This is a genomic window from Bacteroides sp. f07, from assembly GCF_042854785.1.
In the GTDB taxonomy this organism is placed as follows: domain Bacteria; phylum Bacteroidota; class Bacteroidia; order Bacteroidales; family Bacteroidaceae; genus Bacteroides.
The window spans coordinates 1,773,904-1,795,448 of sequence record NZ_BAABXI010000001.1 but is presented as its reverse complement, the minus strand read 5'-3'; the positions used below and the strand labels follow the sequence as shown (position 1 = coordinate 1,795,448).

Genomic DNA, 21,545 nt, shown 5'->3' with positions numbered 1-21,545 from the left:
TAGGCACGAATTATTTTACTCTTCTATCATTATACATTACTGTCCCGTAAAAGTGGATAAATAGTTCTTTGAAATAATTGAAATATAGTCTATTAGATACTACTTTTTAGGCGCGACGATTTGAAATCATACCTTTGAGGTCAATTAAGGTGACCTCAAATGAACCAAGATAAATATGTTTTCGCTCAGTTAGTAGAATTCTTGAACAATGATAAGTTCAGAAGACTTGTAGACAAGTATGATGGCAATCGTTATGTGAAACATTTCACTTGCTGGAGTCAGTTACTTGCAATGATGTTCGGTCAACTCAGTAATCGTGAAAGTCTTCGTGACTTGATTGTAGCTTTGGAAGCACATCAAGGAAAGCGTTATCATTTGGGATTAGGTCGTGAGCCCATTGCCAAAACTACGCTTGCATCTGCCAATCAGAATCGGGATTACAGAATCTTCGAAGATTTTGCTTTCTATATGATGAAGGAAGCATGTGAAAAACGATCGACTCACATCTTGGATATTCCAGGAAGGAAGTATGCGTTTGATTCCACTACGATTCCTTTATGTTTGGCTACATTCCCTTGGGCGAAGTTCCGTAAGAAAAAAGGTGGAGTTAAGGCTCATGTCCTTTATGACATAGAAGCACAACTTCCAGCCTTTTATACAGTAACTACAGCATCCAGGCATGATTCAACAGAAATGTCCGCAATTAATTATGAGCCAAATGCTTATTATATATTTGACAGAGCGTATGACTCGTTTAAAGAACTTTATCGGATTCATCTTACAGGTTCTTTCTTTGTAGTCAGAGCGAAGTCTAATCTGAAATGCAAGTTCTGTAAATGGAAGCGTAGAATGCCGAAGAATATCCTTTCAGATGCGGAAGTGAAACTGATAGGGTACACTTCTGAAAAGAAGTATCCTGAATCATTCAGAGTCATCCGTTTCTATGATGAAGAGGATGATCGTGAATTCACATTCCTGACGAATGCCAAACACATATCTGCACTTGATGTTGCCAATCTTTATAAGAAAAGATGGTTCGTGGAACTTTTCTTCAAATGGCTGAAACAACACCTTAAGATAAAAAGGTTCTGGGGTACTACCGAGAATGCGGTTCGAATACAGATTAGTGTTGCTATCATCACCTATTGTTTAGTAGCTATTGTCCAATATGATATGCAACTGAATCGTTCAACTTATGAGGTCTTGCAGATTCTTAGCATCTCATTAACAGATAAAACGCCTTTACAAGAGCTGTTTAATAAGACTAATTTCAATGATGTCAAAGAACAATTTAATCCCCTTATTCCGGGATTATTTGATTAATTAATAACTCGTCCCGATTTTAACGGGACACTAGTGATCATTATAATAATGTCTTTCTTTCTATTTTCCGGCAGAACTTTCAAATCCTTCACTTCTCCGCCTTTCAACGTAACTTCCACCGTTGTCTTGTCCGGAGCATGCAGTTTAAAATGTACATCCCATTCCTTCGGCCATGCCGGGAAAAGAAGTATTTGCTTGCCATTGGTCTGCAAGAGCATCTCCTGAAGCCCTATCATGCCACTACCACCCCAGTTATGATCGGGAGTCCAGTCATAGCCCGGTCCCCAGAAAGCAGGAAAACGATGCGGTCCGTCGGAAAGTTTGGTAAGAGATAGTCTCTTAGCTTCTTCAGTTAGTCCCAAACAGGCAGCCCAGATATTATCTTGTTTCCATCCGGTATGCGAGCGGAATTTGATTGCGTCCGGATCATAGAAATATGTATTACGGGCCAATTCTAAATTTTCCCTGCCTATCCCGTAGATGCGCCACGGAAATACAGGATAAAGTTGCGGAGTTTCTATATTATTGATGCGCTCCCAACTTACAGCAGGAGAAATCGTTTGCTTCAATTCTGGAGCAGATGCAGGATTCAGAGAATCTTTTACTTCTATGTACCGCAATGGAATCGAGGGAATTGTTCTCAGCATTTCCTCTTTCTGTCCATAAGTTTCGAGCACTGTCCGTAGGGCCGCTATGGTACTGCTGGCATTGTTGGTCATCTTATAAGTTTCACAGGCGGAACCCGGAAAAAGAATCAGATGTCCGTCAGCATCCAGTACTTTCCTGCCGCGACGGGAAGCAAGCATACGATAGTGCTCGTCGAAAAATGTAAGCGAGCTTTCAATCAAAGGAAGATAAGGGGTGATATCGGCATCTGCATAGTTCTTTGTTTCCAGTATCATTTGGCAGAACTCAAGAACCGTATCCCATTCGTATTCCAGCCAGGCATTATATTCCAATCCCTTGTCGAACCACTCCGGACGCTTGAAGCCATATTCCGCAGGATTAGGCAAACCGAAATTCTCTATCTGTTCACTGAAGCAGGCCCCATTATGTTGCCAATAAACACGGCTGCGCAGTTCTGCATTTTTCAGCATCCGGTTATAGAAATCAAATTGGGCATGCATCATGTCGTAATCACCGCTTTTCAGCATCGGCCAATATACCAGCCGTTGGTTTTGTGCGGTCATTGTCCCGCCCCCCCATTTCCGGTAGTCGGGAGTAAACGATTGTTTCTCATCTACATGACAAGGATCGAAGGTAAATAATCCACCGTTAAATTTCGTCGGAACATCGCCATAGGCATTGCATCCCAGCATGTAACGGAAGAGTGTATAGTTTCGGGTGATTTTCTGTGCCTCCCCTTCTGCTACGATAAAACTACGTTGCCAAAAGGTATTCCACCATGAACGGGTTTGTTTCTTATCCTGCGCGATGGTCTTTACGGAGTTTCTTCCTTTCGGGGCAATTCTCTGTAAAGCGGCTTGCATACCTTGTTCCCATTGCGCTACGGTTTCTGTCTGGTCTGTATGCAGTACGATACAGAACTGTTCCTTGCGGGCAGCCTTGGATGAGCGAAAATTCCAGGCACGATAGTCCGTTCCGGCATATATACCGTCCGTAATGCTTGTAAACTCTAAATTCTCTCCGAAAAGAGTTCCGCCGAAAGTCAGGTTTTTCAGAGGATTCATCATTTGAGACTTCACTCCGTCCATTCCTTGTTGTGCTACGACAACATCAAAAACGGTTTGTTCTGGGTTGCGATGGTAAAATAAAAGTCGGTTCTTCCTGCCGGACACATTCTCTTTCGGAGAAACGAAGTCTGCACTTGTAATTGTTCCTTTCGGGGGAGCCCATTTGTAAGAACACTGTTGCCCCTCTCCTTTTCGGATAAGACGTTCCTGATAACGCCAGTTTTCATAAGAAACTTCTGTTTGCAAAGGCTGTGCATTCGCTATCTCAACATGAATGACCGGATGAAAAACATCTGCCCAAAATTGTATCTGCGTACCACCGGCTTCGATTTCTACATACCCGTCTTTCAACTTTAGCTCCTGACGGAAATCGGTAGCATCTTTAAAAGGATTGGGTGACAGGCGAAGGCGGAAACGACCTTGTTTCAGTTGGCAGTTATTTTCGTCGAATGTACCACTGCGGCTTACATAAAACAGGATGTCGCCATCTTCCACCCATATATTCATACCGATATCCCCACCACCGCAAGGCATGGATTCGGAAGAATTACGGCTAGGAGTATTCCAAACGACATTGGCATGTTGACTCCAAAGAGCCGACACGCCAATAAACAATATCGTTATAATCAGATAAAATCTTTTCATATTTCAATCACCAGTTATCTGAACGGAAAGAACCTAAAGGCAATCCGTCACAATATACGTCTCCTTCCACATAGTTTTTAAATCCATAGCGGACAGCTATCGGATGCGGAACCTTATCACTTTTCACAAGCATCTTGCTACGTTCAATCCAGGCTTTTGCGGGATAGAATATTTTATCTTCGCCTGCCACTTCAAAGTTTTTCGACTCGAAGCAGTTCTTACCGCTAATCCACATTTCGGCACGTTCAAAGCTTACGACCACCGTGTCATTCTTTATTTCAATGCTTTTATAATAAGGACTTTCGCCATTTACTCCTTCTACTCCGTAAGTCTTGGTCAGAGCAAGAAGTGCCAGACGTTCTCCGGCAACCCGTTTTTTTGACGGATGAATCCCCTTCTCCATTCCCGCATCCAGCAATACAGCCATACCGCTGTTTGCTACGCGGTGTTCAACTTTCGACTGCGCTTCCCGAAGATAGGCGGAATTTATGACTTCTTTACCTTTCTCCGTAATGATTCCGTAATCATACGGTGCTATCTGACAATAGTAAAAAGGAAAATCCCCTTGTTTCCATTCGGCACGCCAACCGTTAATCAACGTAGCAAACATATCTGCGTATGTATGGGCGCGATTCCAGTTGTCTTCACCCTGATACCATATCACTCCTTTCATCGTCATGCCGATAAGGGGATGCAACATACCATTGTAAAGCACAGTCGGAGTACGGTTCTTTGATTTAATATCCGCTTCCGATTGAGGAATCTTAGCGTCCGGAAAGGCTTTCAGCCAGTCGGCTGTCATCCATGCTTCGCATGCCGAACCGCCCCATGCCGCTACTACCAATCCTACCGGAACGTCCATTATCTCATTGAGCAGTCTGCCGAAATAGTAAGCTGTTGCACTGAAATCGCGGACACTGACCGGGGTCGCTTCTTTCCACGAACCGATGACGTCATTCTGTGGAGTGAACGTAGAAGTACGTTTCACTGTAAACAGACGGATTCTTGGATTCTTACTGTGAAGAATATCCATATTGGCATTCTCTACGGGCTGATTCTTGAATCCTTTCATCGGCATTTCCATATTACTCTGTCCGGAACAGAGCCAAAGTTCGCCTATCAGAATATTATTCAATGTTTTCTTACTTCCATCATCAAATGTCAACGCATAGGGACCGCCTGCTTCCGGAGTGGAGACAGTAAGTTTCCATGCACCGTTCTTATCCGATGTCACCACATATTGTTTGTCATTCCAACCAGTAGTGACAGTAACTTTCTTATTCGGAGTTGCCGTACCCCAAAGATTGGCATTTGTCTGTTGCTGCATCACCATTCCATCGGAAAAGATTGCAGGCAGTTTTACTTCCGCATGTGTCGACAGGCAGGCAGCAAGCAGAAAACTTGCTAATATTGTACCAGTTTTAATCATTAAATTTTTCATTATAGTATATTTAAGTACTGTACTATGATAAATTAGGCACGGATTACACGGGTTACACGGTTTATAAGAATCATGTTACATAAAGCAACAGCGTAATCTGTGTAATCCGTACCTTAAAAATCTATTTTATTCTGTGACAGAAATGCTCAAAGGCCCCAGTAATCCTGCCGGAATCAAAGTCTTCTCCGCTCTGCGATATTTCGCGTTCGTCCAAATTCCATCAAATGGCGCTTTGCCTTCATCGGCTCCTTTCAGTGCATTTGCCCACGTATTCGTCACTTCTATTTCAAGCTCGTTTATTCCTTTTTTCAAAGCTGCCGTTATATCAGCCCGATAAGGAGCCGTCCAAATTGTACCACACTCTACGCCATTCAAACGAACCGTTGCTATATCACATATCTTTCCAAAATTCAGATAAATTCGTTCGTCTTTCTTTTGTTTGTTTTTCCAGCGGAATGTCGTTTTATAAATGGCAGTTCCCGAATAATAACGAATCTGTTCATCCTCTTCTTTACTCCAGTCGAACAGTGTTTTCCGGATTACCTCTTTTCCGGTATTAAGGAAGTTTATTTGGTACTCTTCCATATCCAAAGGAACTTCCCGAACTTCTTTAACAAGATTCTTTTTCTCTTTCCATAGCTTTTGCTTTTGTGAATCGTCCCCGCTATTTTTACTAATTCCTTCCGTAGAAAAAACAACGAATACGGACTCATTGGGAGCTAATGTCAGAGTTACTTCCGTGCGGTTATCTTTTAGCTCATAAAGAGGATTGGTATCAATTTCTCCTGTCACGGGATTCCAACATTCCGGTTTGCTTCCGCTGATACGCATACTCGCAGTAAATGTACGTGTCTCTTCCCTTTGATTGGCTATAAAATAAATATCTCCCAAGTCACCACGACGATGTGTCCAGGCAATATCTTCCGGCACAATCAAATCACGTTCCAGACCATACGCTGAAAAATCGTCTTCCTTATAAGGTATAGCAGGAATCAATACGCCTGCTTCTTTCAACTCATTAATCTTCTGCTTCACTTCCGGCGAAAGTTCCACCGGGTCGGGATTCATCGGACGGGCGAGCGGAAGTACCAGAACTTTATAACTGGCTCCACCCGGCAATATCATTCTGCCATTTTCCGCTTTTGCCAATCGTAATAGGGCATCTTTATTAAAACTATCATAAGCATATCCCCGAAGCGGATTCACCCACTTTTCAGGGTCGGCCATATTGGCAGAATGTGTTACGCCGACAGGACGCACACGTAACGGCTGTCCTTCATTTGCCAACCGGATGCGTTCACTTTCTACCCGTTCTGCTCCAAATATACCCGGCAAAGAGGGAACCAACCGTTCCGGTAATATAGAACGCCGGGGGATTTCTTCTCCTGTAAACACAGCGATATCCGTCACCGGATGCCCGTATTGCAACAATGTTTGGCAACGGGTAGCATAATCGGAGAATGCTTTTGCGCCTTTGTCCCACCAAGTCTGGTCGCGTTGGAAGAAAAGTCCGATGCCTTCCAAAGTCATTCCGGGTTTGCGGTTCAGCCACGGGTTGTGTACATATACGTGGTAGAAAAGACGATTGATACCCAAGGCATAATTACGGTCGAGCAATGTTTTCAACATTCCAGGATGCTCGTCCCACGTGCCGCGCACTTCTGTGAATCCTTCAGCCTGGATAATATTCTTTCCATATATATGTGCCCCGCTGATAGCGTCGAGCATGTCATTGGGTTTATCATGCGTCGGGCTGTTCAACCAAAACTCTCCCATCGGAAGGTCTACTTTTTGATAATGTAGTAGTCCGTCACTGACCATAGTAGGCGCTACACATTCCGCAGAGAATTGGCAGTCATATTCTTTGGCACAATCTGCCAATACTTTGTAGAAAACATCGACAACCAATTCGGATATAGTCGTACGTACATCACGCAGAATCTTTTCGCTACGTTCCGCACTTTCCATCGGGATACCTGCTAGTAGTGGTAAATAAGGCATCAGGTCGTATCCGTGACGTTTCTTGAATTCAATAGCAAAATTTGCACTCCAGTTCTGGCTGCCACATTCCCAACTATCGACATGTATATATTTCAGTACGCGACGTGCTATTTCCGGATTTGTCTTCACAAATGCCTGTGCAAACCAATTGTCGAATTGCTTGCGGACAGTAACCGGATTAAACTTGTCACATTCCAGTCCCTTTCCGCCTCCGGCTGTCGCATTGGTATGTCCGGTAGCGGTGTGCCCCATGCGCAATAGTTTCCATTTGCCTTTGGGCAGGACAGCGGTTAATGTTTTCTCTTTAAAGTCGCCTGTTGAATTATTGTTGAATTGATTGCTCAGGTTGATAACTTGTGAAAGGGCATAGCAGTCCTTTTTCCCTACTTCTGTCTCTTTGGTAGCGGAAGATACACGCCATACGAGTCCGGCTTTTCCTTCCCACTGATTCAGGCGGGCTTCACGATGCAAGCGCAATTGCTTTATTTTCAGATTCGGTTTCCATTTAGCAGCATCCATATCTTCACTTCCGGGTTCACTTCCTTCCGGTGTCCAGTAAAAACGGAAATAACGGGCTGTTGTTACAGGAATAGTATGAGTGGAATTTTCATCCGTATTCTGCCACCCTTGGCGGGCAGGAATTAATTGCTTCACAAAACGATAATTTATACCATCGTCGCTCGCCATCACTTTCAGCCGGTGTGCTTGATAATTATTGCCACTCAAAATAATTTCGATATTACGACATGTGAAAGGAATCTCATATTCATACTGAATATAGCAAGGATATGAGGAACGAATTACTCCCGAAGCATCCATATTCACTGTCTTTTGTGAATCAATATGATTTCCAGTGGCTGTATTGGCACAGGTAATCTTTGCCGGCATTTCATCCATCGCTCCATCTACGGGAAGAGCAAACAATGCTATATCTTCATAATAATTGTCATAAGCTTCCGGCTGCGGCAAGCGTAGTGCCTTGAGCTTACCCCCGTCAACGATTGTATCACTCCAGACCACTTTCTGCATTGATTCTTTCGGACTAATCCAGGGACCGCCTGCCAAGGCAAATCCGTCACAGATATGCATCCCAAGTTTTAACCCTAAACGGTCTGCCTCTTCCATGCTGAAACGCACCATATCCCACCACTCCGGTGTCAACTGCTGCGCTTTCCCATTATATTGTGTCCCTTCTTCGATACCTCTGATAGGCATCAGATAAGTTCCGCCTAGTCCGGCATGTTTCATAGCTTCCAAATCTGCTGTAATTCCTTCTTTAGACACGGCACCGTACATCCAATACCAAAATGTCCAAGGCTTCGCTTCATCTGACGGGTTTAGGTATTGTTCGCGAAGCGAATGTGTTTGTTGGGCACCGGAAGGACTTATAGCTATCCATGCCAATAGGGAAATGGCAAATATTCGTTGTTTCAGTCGGCTTTTCATTTCAATATCTATTTTTACTAAAGTAAAGACGAAAATCCGGCTGTTTTGTACTCATTATCCGTTATTCCTTTTTCAAAATTTCCTTTTCAATAATTCAAACAATAGTATTGTTTTAGTAAATCATAAGGTAGTATTAATTATTTCTTCTGCATTAACTAATTATTTCTCCGCATATATTAATTAAATCGTCTGCATATATTATTCGGTTGCACTTGAGCAACTTACTTGTTACACAAGTGCAGTTCATTGGTAGCACAAGTCCATTTTACCAGTTGCTCAACTGTAAATCAATAGTGATTCTGAGAGAGAAACAAATAAGGATAAATTATTGATAAACAGCTAATTGAAAGAAAAGTGCAGTTTTTCTTCAGAAAAAGGCTAAATCATCCCATTGTTTTTTTGTGAACTTATCTTAAAAGACGAGCAATATCAGACTTAACAATCTGATTACTAGCTTTGCCACATTTTTGTATTTCCCCGTATAATACTTAAAATAAATACAAAAATGTGGCAAGGTATCATGTCTTTACATCTTGCTTATAGCAATATCAAACGTGTTTCCATTGTCATGCGATATCTCTTCTCCGTTGAAAGATACTTTTTCATATATCTTTTTTCCCAGATTTTTCGCTTTCGTGAGCACTTTCAAGCTATTCTCTTGCTCGCCAAACAAGCTTGGTAGTCTAAATCTATAGTCAAACTCGTATAAACGGTCAGAGTTTATATCGTTATGAATAATATAAACGCTATTTACGACTAGCCAAAAGGTTTTATACTTTTCCGCCTTCCTTTTGCTGATTTCTACTTTGACAATAGACTCTATAGGCGTGCCTTCTCCGTTTATTTTAAAGGTGAGAGGAACTTCATTTCCATCAATAAAACAGTGATAGGAGTAATTTTCAGAAACCATTTCGTAGTATTCCAAAGAATTGTCTGGAAAAGTAGTATTGGTTCTTGTTAATTTCATTTTAATAATATCCGACGCATCATCTCCCGCTTCATTAATAAAACGTACCCCTACGCTATTATCACGTGGGAATGGACGTGAATTATCTTCTGGTACCTGTGACTTGGAACATGAACTTAAACCTATCATTATTACTATTATTATAACTATTCTCATTGTTTCTCTATTGTTAGTAGTTTAATGATGTTGTTGAAGCCATTGAAATCTATGGGGCTATTACTCGGTATGATTACCCAACTTGAATATCCCCATCCCCAGTTGAAGCCCAAGTATTCTTGGCTTGTTATTCTGCTTCCCTCTGATGTTTTATATATGAAATAAGGGTTAGTAACATAGTCTTTCACATATGTGTCATTAGTTGTGCTTAATTCGATATATAGATGCCTTTTTATAGCTCTATACCCATCGCAGATGAAGGCATGGCCTTCACCGCTATTATTTGATCCACGTACATATACAGGTCTGCCGGCTTTAATCTCTGATATCATTCTTGAGATATCCCGTCCATCATATCTGTGGGTAGTATATTGATTTCGATTAAAGAATGATTGGGCATCATCAATATTAGATGATGAACCATTATCACCATTTTCCGTGAATACACCTTGATTAACAAATCGTATTAATGTTGGTATATCTAACAAATTAGGATCGCTCAAAGAAGTTATGTCAGTTTTATTCCAGTCAACATCAAGGGAAGAGAGAAATATCCCATTTTTACGATATAGGGTTTGAGGATGTTTGTAAAAGTTTAGAACCTGTGCTACAGCAAGCGTAACGCAGCCCGCAGGTTGATGTTCCGTGTCTGAATTTGTTTTCAATGGGTTTAAAATGTTATAAGGATAGTCTTGACGCCATTTTGTTTTAATTAAATTACCTATATCATAATCATTACTACCTTTATAGTATTCTGTCCAAAAATAAGCTGTTGGTTGTGATAAACCAGCTCTGGAATATTCACTCTTTAGTGCCGTATTAGTACTTATCAAATGGTTCATTTCACCGGTACTTAAATTATTACGGTTATCATAGTCTGTTTGCACTATTTCACGAAAGCGTGGAAGATCTTCAGACATCAGTTTTAGTGAGCTTGTAAATGAACCATCCATAGCTTCCAGTCTCTTCTTGTTGTACCAATACCAATGATCTTTGATTGATGTCGTAACTGAAGTGTTTTTTTCCAATAAAGCGACGGCTTCATATTCTCTCCATAACATTCTGTTCATTATAGCAATAGAATCAGAATCATCATTTTTGTTTATTTGATATACAATGTCTCCTTTTAAAAAATCCAGCCAAAATGCTAGCCCCGGATTTTCTTCTCTATAGTCCTGTTGGATACTCCCTTTCTCTGAAAAACCAATAATAGGACTATATTTTTGAGTGGCACTTACTATGTTATATCCTCCGCCTTTGAAGTTGACAGCATAAGCTAAAGTTTGATTATCGTCGGATAGCAGGGGAAGAACATTATCAATAATCACTTTATTTGCTGTTCTTGTATAGGCCCCAAATGTTGAGAGGAGATTGCTGGATGTAAATGTTTCAGCAATGAATTTCACTTCATTCTCTGACAGTTTCTCATTTTTAAGGAAATTGTCTTCAATTACATAATTCTGTTCTGAATTTTGAGCTACATTAATTAATTGCTCGTCAATGTTGTCATTGCAATATGTTAGAAGCATGCCTGACAGTACAAGAAGTAAAAGTCTAAGGTTTTTCATAATTTATTGTTTTATTAGTGAATAGTCCGTTTTCGTTCTGCATCATCTTACCTTATCACAAAAAGTATTTTTATTAACCGAACCTAGACTCTTTTTTAAAGTATTCTGAAGGTTATTATTATAGTTGATGAGGAAAGACAAAGTTGCTATTTGGTACAATGCACTGCTCTTCATTTCATATGCGGAGTTAAGAGAATTTATCTCCATATACTTTTTTCATAAAGTATTATCTTTGCAAGATGATTTCAGTGAACTATTTTAATTCATAGAAAAAGATAATACAGTTTGTTTTTCCTCCTTCCTGTTTTGATGTGCGAACACTAGTGTCCCGTTAAAATCGGGACGAGTTATTAATTAATCAAATAATCCCGGAATAAGGGGATTAAATTGTTCTTTGACATCATTGAAATTAGTCTTATTAAACAGCTCTTGTAAAGGCGTTTTATCTGTTAATGAGATGCTAAGAATCTGCAAGACCTCATAAGTTGAACGATTCAGTTGCATATCATATTGGACAATAGCTACTAAACAATAGGTGATGATAGCAACACTAATCTGTATTCGAACCGCATTCTCGGTAGTACCCCAGAACCTTTTTATCTTAAGGTGTTGTTTCAGCCATTTGAAGAAAAGTTCCACGAACCATCTTTTCTTATAAAGATTGGCAACATCAAGTGCAGATATGTGTTTGGCATTCGTCAGGAATGTGAATTCACGATCATCCTCTTCATCATAGAAACGGATGACTCTGAATGATTCAGGATACTTCTTTTCAGAAGTGTACCCTATCAGTTTCACTTCCGCATCTGAAAGGATATTCTTCGGCATTCTACGCTTCCATTTACAGAACTTGCATTTCAGATTAGACTTCGCTCTGACTACAAAGAAAGAACCTGTAAGATGAATCCGATAAAGTTCTTTAAACGAGTCATACGCTCTGTCAAATATATAATAAGCATTTGGCTCATAATTAATTGCGGACATTTCTGTTGAATCATGCCTGGATGCTGTAGTTACTGTATAAAAGGCTGGAAGTTGTGCTTCTATGTCATAAAGGACATGAGCCTTAACTCCACCTTTTTTCTTACGGAACTTCGCCCAAGGGAATGTAGCCAAACATAAAGGAATCGTAGTGGAATCAAACGCATACTTCCTTCCTGGAATATCCAAGATGTGAGTCGATCGTTTTTCACATGCTTCCTTCATCATATAGAAAGCAAAATCTTCGAAGATTCTGTAATCCCGATTCTGATTGGCAGATGCAAGCGTAGTTTTGGCAATGGGCTCACGACCCAATCCCAAATGATAACGCTTTCCTTGATGTGCTTCCAAAGCTACAATCAAGTCACGAAGACTTTCACGATTACTGAGTTGACCGAACATCATTGCAAGTAACTGACTCCAGCAAGTGAAATGTTTCACATAACGATTGCCATCATACTTGTCTACAAGTCTTCTGAACTTATCATTGTTCAAGAATTCTACTAACTGAGCGAAAACATATTTATCTTGGTTCATTTGAGGTCACCTTAATTGACCTCAAAGGTATGATTTCAAATCGTCGCGCCTAAAAAGTAGTATCTAATAGACTATATTTCAATTATTTCAAAGAACTATTTATCCACTTTTACGGGACAGTAATGATGTGCGAAATTATATATTTCCAAAAATAGAAAATAATTTAGTATAAACCAAATGTTTAGTAGAAAATATTTTAATATTTATTCATTGATAAATAAATGATTGATTCGATATTAGTATAATAACGACGTCAAAAATGTTTTTCCATAAGTATAAAGATTGTTTATACAGTGGTATATAGGTGAAGGATTTGTGCGAAAGGCAGTTATCAACCTTGTCCCTAAAAGCTATTTTGTCTCTTTGACTGCCTCCTCAATTCTAGAACGTAATTTTGGATTGCTCGGGCGCGCCGAACTACCAAAATCAATGATTTGCCCTTTTCTATTTACCAAGATATAATAAGGCAGGCTATGTATTTTCCATTGATTACGAATCTTCTGATAATTTTCTTTTCCGAAAAAATCATTTGCATAAATACATTCAATTCCCCGGTTTCTCAATGAATACTTGTCCAGGCACTCTTCCCATTCTTCCTTTGGTTCGCTACCACATATCGAATATATGACTAAATCCTCGGTAGAGTACTTGCTACGTAACTGCTTCAACGGTTCCATTTCTGCCAGACAAGGGGGACACCACCTTGCCCAAAAATCAAAATAAATCACTTTTCCACAATCTTTCTCAAGCATTTCATAAATAGGTTCCATATATGGCATGGGTGTTTTCAGTTTTGCATCTTCATGAAATTGCCCATACAATAGATTGTCAGAAACCGGTTGAGGGCTTTCCAAGTACGACTTAGTCTGATTATATATTTGGGTAATCTGTGCACGCAAATGTGGCATCTTCACTATTGAATCATATTGTGCACGTCTTTCAACCAAAGCAAGCGTATCATTTGCCTGCATACTGTTAGCCACAGCATTTGCACACAAATACAGATTCAATGCATTCTCTCCAACTATGGACATAACATCTTCTAATGAAGGATATTTCCCATTCTTTAATGCGGCTCCATAAGAAATATAATGTATAACCTCTTCGGCTATATCGTATAAACGTGCCGATAATATTCCTTTATTATACAGTTTATTGATTTCAGGTAATAATGCATGATAACGATTGATTTCTTTCCTCGTTCTTTGCTGACTGTCTGAAACATATCTCAAAATAGCACAATAATAATCCTGTTTTAGTAATTCTTCCGTGAATAAAATTACATCTTGCATCGGTTTATGTTTCTGTATATATTCATTTCTTCGCTCCAAACGAAAGTTATATTCCTTTTTTAGTTCAGCTTCGAAATTATCAAAATCCAAACCATATTTTATACTATAATTTTGTATATAGTAATAAGCATTTTCAGTAAAAGCCAATATTTCTTGATTCAATTTTTCGGTATCACCCGTTACTTTTGGATGAAACATATCTTTAAAATCAATCTCTAAATATATACTATCCCCCGGATGCACATACAAATGCTCGGCATAATTACGAATAGAAACCTCTCTGAGTTTAGCAAAAACGGGAAAGCGGAAAGAGAATGAGTCATCTTCTAAAATCGGTGCACAGTATTTATTTCCCATTTCCCGGAAAAAAGGAATGATAAGAGTCAACTCCTTTTCTTTAGGGTAGAATTCCCGATTCAGCACCTTACCTACAACAATTACTTCTTCAGCATATTCTTCCGGCAAAGAATAGTTTTCTCCTGTCTGTTCAGAAGATTCAGACTGAAAATTACTTTGTGTTTTTGGGCGACAGCTTATAAATAACAAAGAAGTTATTACTAGAAAAGAAATAAAGTGTTTCATCATGTTTGAGTATTATTATTGTGTTTTAGTTATTTGAACATATAAATCGAAACAAAAATAATGATTATTCTTTAGATTTACTATATTTGCCTAGTTTAAAAAAAATGAATATTATGGCAGGTATTAAAGATTTAGATATATTATTATCCAATATAGAACCGATATTGGATGAACGTGATTTTGTTTTCTGCTCTTTCCCTAGTTTAGATTGGGAGCAAATCAGCGAATTAGCCCCAATCGGTATTTTCCATGAAAAAGAAGGTATTACTTTAATTATTGACCAGGAAGATGCTGTGAATAGAAATATTGATTATCAATCTGTATATAAACTTATTACTCTGAATGTCCATTCAAGCTTGGATGCGGTAGGACTGACGGCAGCATTTTCAACTAAACTTGCAGAGAAAAATATAAGCGCAAATGTTGTGGCGGCGTATTATCACGACCATATTTTTGTGCCTAGGGGGAAAGCAGAACAAGCACTAAGTGCTATTCTTGAACTTCAGAAATAATTTCATTTTGAATAATCTATCAGGTGATGCCTATTCAATTTTCATAGACACCAGTAGAGAATACACAAAAAGAGCTTTCTCATTGAATAAGAAAGCTCTTTTTGTAAGCATCGGCAAAAAAACTTATCTTTCTGCTATTTTATTTATTCCATAAACCGGAAAACGATTCGTCCTGTTTGCGAACCATTCACCCACTTGGCTTGTGAAGAAGGACCACACAGGTCTGTTGAGTTTACTTTGTTACGTACCGGTGGTATCACATTCAAGACAGAGATTCCACTTTCGGGAAGCGTATAAAGCAAACGGTCACGACCATCACGGGGTTGATATACTCCGATGTAAGTATCGGGCGTTTCATTTGTCAGGCTGATAGTACCTTCTTTCGTGCGAATATTCATCCAGGAAACACTGCCGAAGTAACCTTTGAACTCAGGATAAGTAAAGGTTTCACCCGGGATAGGGTCATTGTAATCATTCTCCCAAATATCGTATTGTGTACCATGAATACGGTTCTGCCATACACGGTACGGGCCTGCTCCCAGCCAGCGTTTGCTGATAACCTGTTCTTCGGGATAATCAAAACAGATTCCCATTAAATCGACAACACCGGAGAAATTGTAGGTATAATCAAGTGTCATTACTCCGCTCGGGTTGATTGTCCATTGTGTCTTATCCAAATTACCTAATTTGTAGTTTGCGGTAACAATCAGATTGCCGCCGTCTTCTTTTACGTCCAGTTTCGTAAATACTGCCGCATCGGGGAATTCGCTGTATGTACGGTCTTTTTCTTTCGCTTTCTCATCATCGTGGTTATAGAACTGGTCTAATGAACGGTCGGCACGACGGGCACCGATGAAGCGGGGACCGTTTGCAAAACTAATCTTGCGGTTGTTTACGGATACACCTTTCAGTTGACCGTCTTTCTTTGAAAAGACAAAAGTACGATTGTTTGCTTTTACTGTAAGGTCATTATCAGTTTCGGTGTAAGTTGCTTTGCTGGATAACGGAGAAAGTTCTTCTTTTGACTGGTTCAATTTCTCTACCGGGAATGTCCAACGCCAAAGTTCATGTCCATATTTGTCGATAGCTGTCACAAAGAGAGCGTCCGCATCGGGAAGAATAGTTGTTTTAATATCCAGGATGCCTGCCGAATGAGCAGAGATATTATTGCCTTGTACTTCACCTTGTTTTAGAACTTGAGTGCCGGCATTGGAAGCGTCTGTTGCCGAAGGGAATTTTACTTGCTTCCAAAGGAAACGGCAGGTGTTCAAGTTTAGATAATCATAACGGTTTTCCACAGAGAGTTTACCATTGAACTGTCTGTCAATGGGAGTATCCATAATTTGTACCGGACTCCATAACTGCTTGATAGTGTAATAACTACCTTCCTTTTCATGATGTGGTCCTACAATACCGTCAGCACCAAAATTACCTTGATTATCAATGAAGCCGTCCATATCCACACGCTTCACTCCTTCGTCTGCCAATACCCAAAGGAAACCGCCGATACAACGGGGATGCTTACGCATCATTTCCCAATAATCATACAATCCGGCACCGTGACCGCCATCATACAAACCATGAAGGAATTCTGTCGGCATAAAGATTTCCGGCAGGCGCATATAGTTTTGACTTTCTCCATACGAGCGGTAATGCATGGTTTCAAAACCTGAGAAATTACCTTGCGGATGGATAACCGACCGTTTCTGCGGGTCATATTTATGGAATTCTCCATCCAGTTCCGTGTTCCAGCCTTTTTCATTACCATTACTCCACCAGATAATAGAAGGATGATTCACATCACGTTCTATCATACCTTCAATCAGACGCACTCCGGTCGGGGTATCATACTTGCCGTGCCAGCCACCCAGTTCATCCATCACATACAATCCGAGAGAATCACACGCTTCCAAGAATTCCGGGTCAGCCGGATAATGGCTTAAACGGACGGAATTCATATTCATACTCTTTATCAAAAGAACATCTTCGATATTCTTCGCTTTACTCAATGTACGTCCACTTTCCGGACGGAAGCTATGGCGGTTGACACCACGCACATTGATACGTACCCCATTTACATAAAGCCCGTCACTTTCACGTACTTCGATGGTACGGAAACCGAATGTTTCAGTTTCGTTGTGCAATACTTTGCCGTTCTTGTCTAGTAAAGAGAACTGTGCCTTATAAAGATTCGGTGTTTCTGCTGTCCATAGGGCAGGATTAGGGACATTCAGTTGGATAGAAGTCCAGTCTCCGCCGGCTTTTACCGGTACAGTTGCTTCGGTAAGTTTCTTACCTTTATTATCTTTGATTTGCGCACGGATACTCATTCCGTCATTGGAAATATTCGTATAGCAATTCGCTCGGAAAGAACCATCCATCTGTGCATCAATAGCAATATGGCGCAAGTTGACGGCGGGTTTCACTTCCAGGAATACGGGACGGAAGATACCGCCAAAGTTCCAATAATCGGCACGACGTTCAGCAAGGTTTACACTTGCATTCTCACTCTCTTTAGCTACTGTCACTTCCAACAGGTTCTTTTTGCCGTATTTAAGGAAATCTGTGACATTATATGAAAAACGATAGAAAGCCCCCTGGTGTTTCGAGCCGACTTTGCGTCCGTTTACTTTCACTTCCGTATCTGTCATGGAGGCTTCGAAGACAAGATTCACCTGTTGTCCGCGAAACTTTTCGGGAACCTCAAATTCATACTTATACATACCTTTTTCGTCGGCGACTCCTTCGGGAAATGCCTTACCGTAAAAGGATATTCCGTACTGATAAGTACCAAAGCCTTGCAATTCCCAACAGGACGGAACGCCAATCTTCGTCCACTTGCCGGAGTTGCGTCCGTCAGTACAGAAGAAGTCCCATTCTACCATGTCGTCGCATCCGTGACCGGAAAGGTATTGCCGCTCCGTCTGCGGAGGATTCTGGGCAGCCAGGGTAGTTGCCAACGCTAAGGTTGATAATAAAGTGGTTACTTTTTTCATTGTTATTTTTATTATTGTGTTAGTTATTTAATGTTTCATTTTTTTGGTTATACGTATATGTAAGGTATGTTCCTTCTTTTCAATGGCATATTTCTTTAATACACCCGGTCCACAACTGCTATTTCCTAATCCGAGCACGGCGGCATCCAAACTAAGAATGATTTCGGAACGGGGTTTTAAATTACAATCATGTGTTTCTTTGTACAAGTCTTGTGCAGTGTAGTGCAAGGCGGATGCAGAGAATACGCCTTCCACCGCGTCTATACGGATACCTTTATCCTGTTTGTCCGTCAGTGTCAGATAGTGTACATCTTCTTTATTTCCACTATCCTGCGGGCGAGGGTAATGCACATATTGTTCATCCACTGTACCTTTCCAAAGTCCTGTTGCAGCAGAAGTTTTACGGTCAGGATAGTTATCCTGCGGCCCTCTGCCATACCATGTAAATGTGCTGTAAGACGGGGAAAGACAGAAAGCAATTCCTAATCGGGGTAATTCCGGGAGTACTCCTTGTGGCAGGAAAGTTGTTTTCAAGTCTATCGTTCCATCAGAAAAGACAGTGTAGACTGATGTCGTTTTTACCTTGCCTTCTTTATATACATTATTAGTCAGGACTTGAACAATCACAGCTCCATCTGCACGTAACTGATGGTCGAAAGATTCCAAGCTAATCTGCGGGGTATCCATACTATGCAGTTTCCAGTCCTTCGCCAGCCAGTTTCCGAAACTCTTATCATTATCAGTCGGAGCACGAAAAGCTTGCGTTACAGGTTGAACTAGAAAATCTTCGGAGTGTGCCAACATCTCTTTGCCATTATAAACGAGGGAAGTCATGCTTCCGTTCACTGTCTTTTTCCATTGGACGAAAAAGCCGCGTCCACTGACTTGCAGAATTTTATCATCCTCTTTTATTTGCAATTGTCCTTTATTGGCTAAACCGGCAGATAACAAATCTCCTTTCTGCAAACAGAATTGTTCCCAAACGACTTCATGCCCAGCTTTTGCCCAAAGAGCATCTGACTTCAGGACAATGCTCACTTTAAGCTGGCAATCGGCAGCAAGTTTTGAAGCATCTTTTCCTGTATTTTTTCTGTTGAAAGAGCTTTTATCTGATAATGAACGAAAATCAGGCAAAGTGATTGTTCCTGTTTTTCCCGGAGCAACTTCGGGTAGTACAATTTCTCCCCGTTCTTTTTCCTTACCATCTACTAATAATGTCCATAGACAACGATAAGATGATAAATCAATATGGTGATTCCGGTTAGTCACTTTTAATTCTCCGTTCTCAATACCTAATTGTACCGGAGCATATACCTTCTTCACTTCCCAATATTTGGGAGTCGTTTCACGGTCACTCATCAACAATCCGTTAAAGCAAAAGGCTTTTAAATTAGGCTTATCACCGAAGTCTCCACCATAAGCCACCATAGTACGCCCGTCGGGCAATGTTTTATAAATACCCTGGTCTACCCAATCCCAAATAAATCCGCCCAACATACGGGGATTACTGTATATTTCGTCCCAATATTCCTTGAAATTGCCTAATGCATTTCCCATAGAATGGGCATATTCACTTGTCATTACCGGACGGTTATCGTTGGTACGTTCCGCAATCTCCAACAGCCGCTCCCAACGTGCATTTTCTGCCCGTTCCTTGTCTTCCCCTTCCGCAATACCCGGATTCAAATATTCCTGTTTCACCCGTGTATAAAAACGGCTGATTACATCTACAGTTTTTGGGTCAGGAGTACCGTCTACCCCCTGTGCTCCTTCGTAATGAACAGGGCGCGTGGGGTCAAAATCATGCAGCCATGCCGAGATAGCCGCAAAGTTAGGACCATAACCACTTTCATTTCCCATGCTCCACATTACGATACTCGGATAATTTTTATCACGTTCCGCCATGCGGACTGCACGGTCCATAAATGCGGCATGCCAATCGGGGGTACTGGCTAAAGTTCCCCGCAATCCGTGTTCTTCAATATCCGCTTCGTCCATTACATAAAGCCCGATACTGTCACAAAGCTCGTACCAACGGCTCACATTGGGATAATGACTGGTGCGCACAGCATTGATATTGGCTTGTTTCATTAAAAGAATATCCTGAATCATTCGTTTTTCGCTCATTACCCGTGCTGTCCGAGGGTCATGTTCATGGCGGTTTACCCCACGGAAACGAACCGGATTGCCATTAACCAATAACTGTCCTTCCTTAATCTCCACCGAACGGAAACCTACCGGCTGCTCTACTTGTTCCACTACTTTTCCTTCCGCATCCTGTAAAGTAATGAGCAATTTATAGAGATAAGGCGTTTCCGCAGTCCACCTTTCCGGTGATTTAATGACGGTGGATAATCGTCCCATCTTGCGAGGACCACGTTGCGGATACCACTCATTCATCCGGCTTGCCTTATGTTCCAAATCGAGTATATCCTCAACTTCTCCTTTTAATGTAACAACTTCTTTCCTGGTTGCGTCTCTCAACACGCTTTGCACAGTATATCCTTTTCCGGTCATACCTCTATATACGCTGAACTGCGGGTCAATCTGCAAAATAAAATCCTCATAATTACCGACAGATGCAGGAAGAGTGCGCACTGCATAATCACGAATACGAATATCCGGTGTATGTACCAGATGGATACTCCGATGAATACCACCGAAACGCCAAAAATCCTGGTCTTCCAGATAAGAGCCGTCGCTATACCGATAAACTTCCAGTGCTATTTGATTTTCCCCGGAGTGCAGATACTTTGTGATATTGAACTCACTCGGTTCCATACTTCCCTGGCTATACCCTACCCGTTCACCATTTATCCAAACATAGAAAGCACTCATTACACCTTCAAATCGAAGGAATGTCTGTCCTTTCGCTGTCCAGTCAGCAGGCAGAACAAAGGTGCGCCGATACTGCCCTACCGGATTTCTTTCTTTATAGGTCGTATAATCCGCTTTCGGCTCTCCCATTACCCGTGGCGGGTCTATCTTGAACGGATAACCTGCCGATACATAAATGGGGGTACCATATCCGTTTATTTCCCAGTTTGCAGGCACCGGAAAATCAGTCCAATCTTTATCATCAAAATTCGTCTGATAAAAATCAACGATTCGTTGGTCAGGAACAGGAGTCCATCTGAATTTCCACATCCCATCCAAACACATTGAACAATCTCCTTTCTGTGTAGAGAAAGGAATAAACGCAGCCCGTGCCGGCTCCCGGTTGATTTGAAGAACATGATGATTCTCCCAATCATTGATAGTTTGTGCGTGCATCGGACAAGCTATCAATGCCCCGAGCAGTAAAGTATATATTTTCATTCGTTCTTTTTTCTTCATATCAAGTAGACGGATGAAACGCTGTTTTGTACCCCCTTCCCTCACGGAAATATTAAAGAATAATAAAA

Annotated in this window: 11 protein-coding genes; 2 read left to right on the top strand and 9 right to left on the bottom strand. The window is 40.9% G+C overall.

Annotated elements, in window-relative coordinates:
* The first annotated feature begins 159 nt into the window (after positions 1-159).
* A complete protein-coding gene (locus tag ACGHVY_RS07100; protein WP_002561845.1) occupies positions 160-1,323 on the top strand; it encodes an IS4 family transposase in 1,164 nt (387 codons plus the stop codon).
* Here ACGHVY_RS07100 and ACGHVY_RS07095 read toward each other — a convergent pair.
* From ACGHVY_RS07095 to ACGHVY_RS07065, 7 genes are all read right to left on the bottom strand, one after another.
* Positions 1,320-3,662, bottom strand: coding sequence for a DUF5703 domain-containing protein (locus ACGHVY_RS07095; RefSeq protein ID WP_390598075.1), 2,343 nt, complete (start codon positions 3,660-3,662; stop codon positions 1,320-1,322). The genes ACGHVY_RS07100 and ACGHVY_RS07095 overlap by 4 nt on opposite strands.
* 7 nt (positions 3,663-3,669) lie before the next feature.
* Positions 3,670-5,103 (bottom strand): sialate O-acetylesterase, encoded by a 1,434-nt coding sequence (locus tag ACGHVY_RS07090; RefSeq protein WP_390598073.1) that lies wholly within the window; start codon positions 5,101-5,103, stop codon positions 3,670-3,672.
* Between the two features lie 126 nt (positions 5,104-5,229).
* On the bottom strand, positions 5,230-8,517 hold the full coding sequence (locus ACGHVY_RS07085) for a glycosyl hydrolase (RefSeq protein ID WP_390599659.1): 3,288 nt from the start codon (positions 8,515-8,517) through the stop codon (positions 5,230-5,232).
* A 559-nt stretch (positions 8,518-9,076) separates the two neighbouring features.
* Positions 9,077-9,673 carry a hypothetical protein gene (locus ACGHVY_RS07080; protein ID WP_390598072.1) on the bottom strand — a complete coding sequence of 199 codons (597 nt, stop codon included), beginning with the start codon at positions 9,671-9,673 and terminating at the stop codon, positions 9,077-9,079.
* The gene (locus ACGHVY_RS07075) at positions 9,670-11,241 is read right to left on the bottom strand and encodes a C10 family peptidase (RefSeq protein WP_390598070.1); all 1,572 of its coding nucleotides are present in this window, start codon (positions 11,239-11,241) and stop codon (positions 9,670-9,672) included. The genes ACGHVY_RS07080 and ACGHVY_RS07075 overlap by 4 nt, the downstream gene beginning before the upstream one ends.
* Before the next feature lie 354 nt (positions 11,242-11,595).
* Positions 11,596-12,759 (bottom strand): IS4 family transposase, encoded by a 1,164-nt coding sequence (locus tag ACGHVY_RS07070; RefSeq protein ID WP_002561845.1) that lies wholly within the window; start codon positions 12,757-12,759, stop codon positions 11,596-11,598.
* Between the two features lie 350 nt (positions 12,760-13,109).
* On the bottom strand, positions 13,110-14,633 hold the full coding sequence (locus ACGHVY_RS07065) for a TlpA family protein disulfide reductase (RefSeq protein ID WP_390599658.1): 1,524 nt from the start codon (positions 14,631-14,633) through the stop codon (positions 13,110-13,112).
* Between the two features lie 113 nt (positions 14,634-14,746).
* Here ACGHVY_RS07065 and ACGHVY_RS07060 point away from each other — a divergent pair, with 113 nt between their 5' ends.
* Positions 14,747-15,145 carry an ACT domain-containing protein gene (locus tag ACGHVY_RS07060; protein ID WP_390598069.1) on the top strand — a complete coding sequence of 133 codons (399 nt, stop codon included), beginning with the start codon at positions 14,747-14,749 and terminating at the stop codon, positions 15,143-15,145.
* 143 nt (positions 15,146-15,288) lie between these two features.
* Here ACGHVY_RS07060 and ACGHVY_RS07055 read toward each other — a convergent pair whose 3' ends face one another.
* Together ACGHVY_RS07055 and ACGHVY_RS07050 are read right to left on the bottom strand one after the other, a co-directional pair.
* The gene (locus ACGHVY_RS07055; RefSeq protein WP_390598067.1) at positions 15,289-18,141 is read right to left on the bottom strand and encodes a glycoside hydrolase family 2 protein; all 2,853 of its coding nucleotides are present in this window, start codon (positions 18,139-18,141) and stop codon (positions 15,289-15,291) included.
* A 27-nt stretch (positions 18,142-18,168) separates the two neighbouring features.
* Complete coding sequence (locus tag ACGHVY_RS07050; RefSeq protein WP_390598065.1) at positions 18,169-21,459, bottom strand: glycoside hydrolase family 2 TIM barrel-domain containing protein; 3,291 nt, start codon at positions 21,457-21,459, stop codon at positions 18,169-18,171.
* Positions 21,460-21,545: the final 86 nt, after the last annotated feature.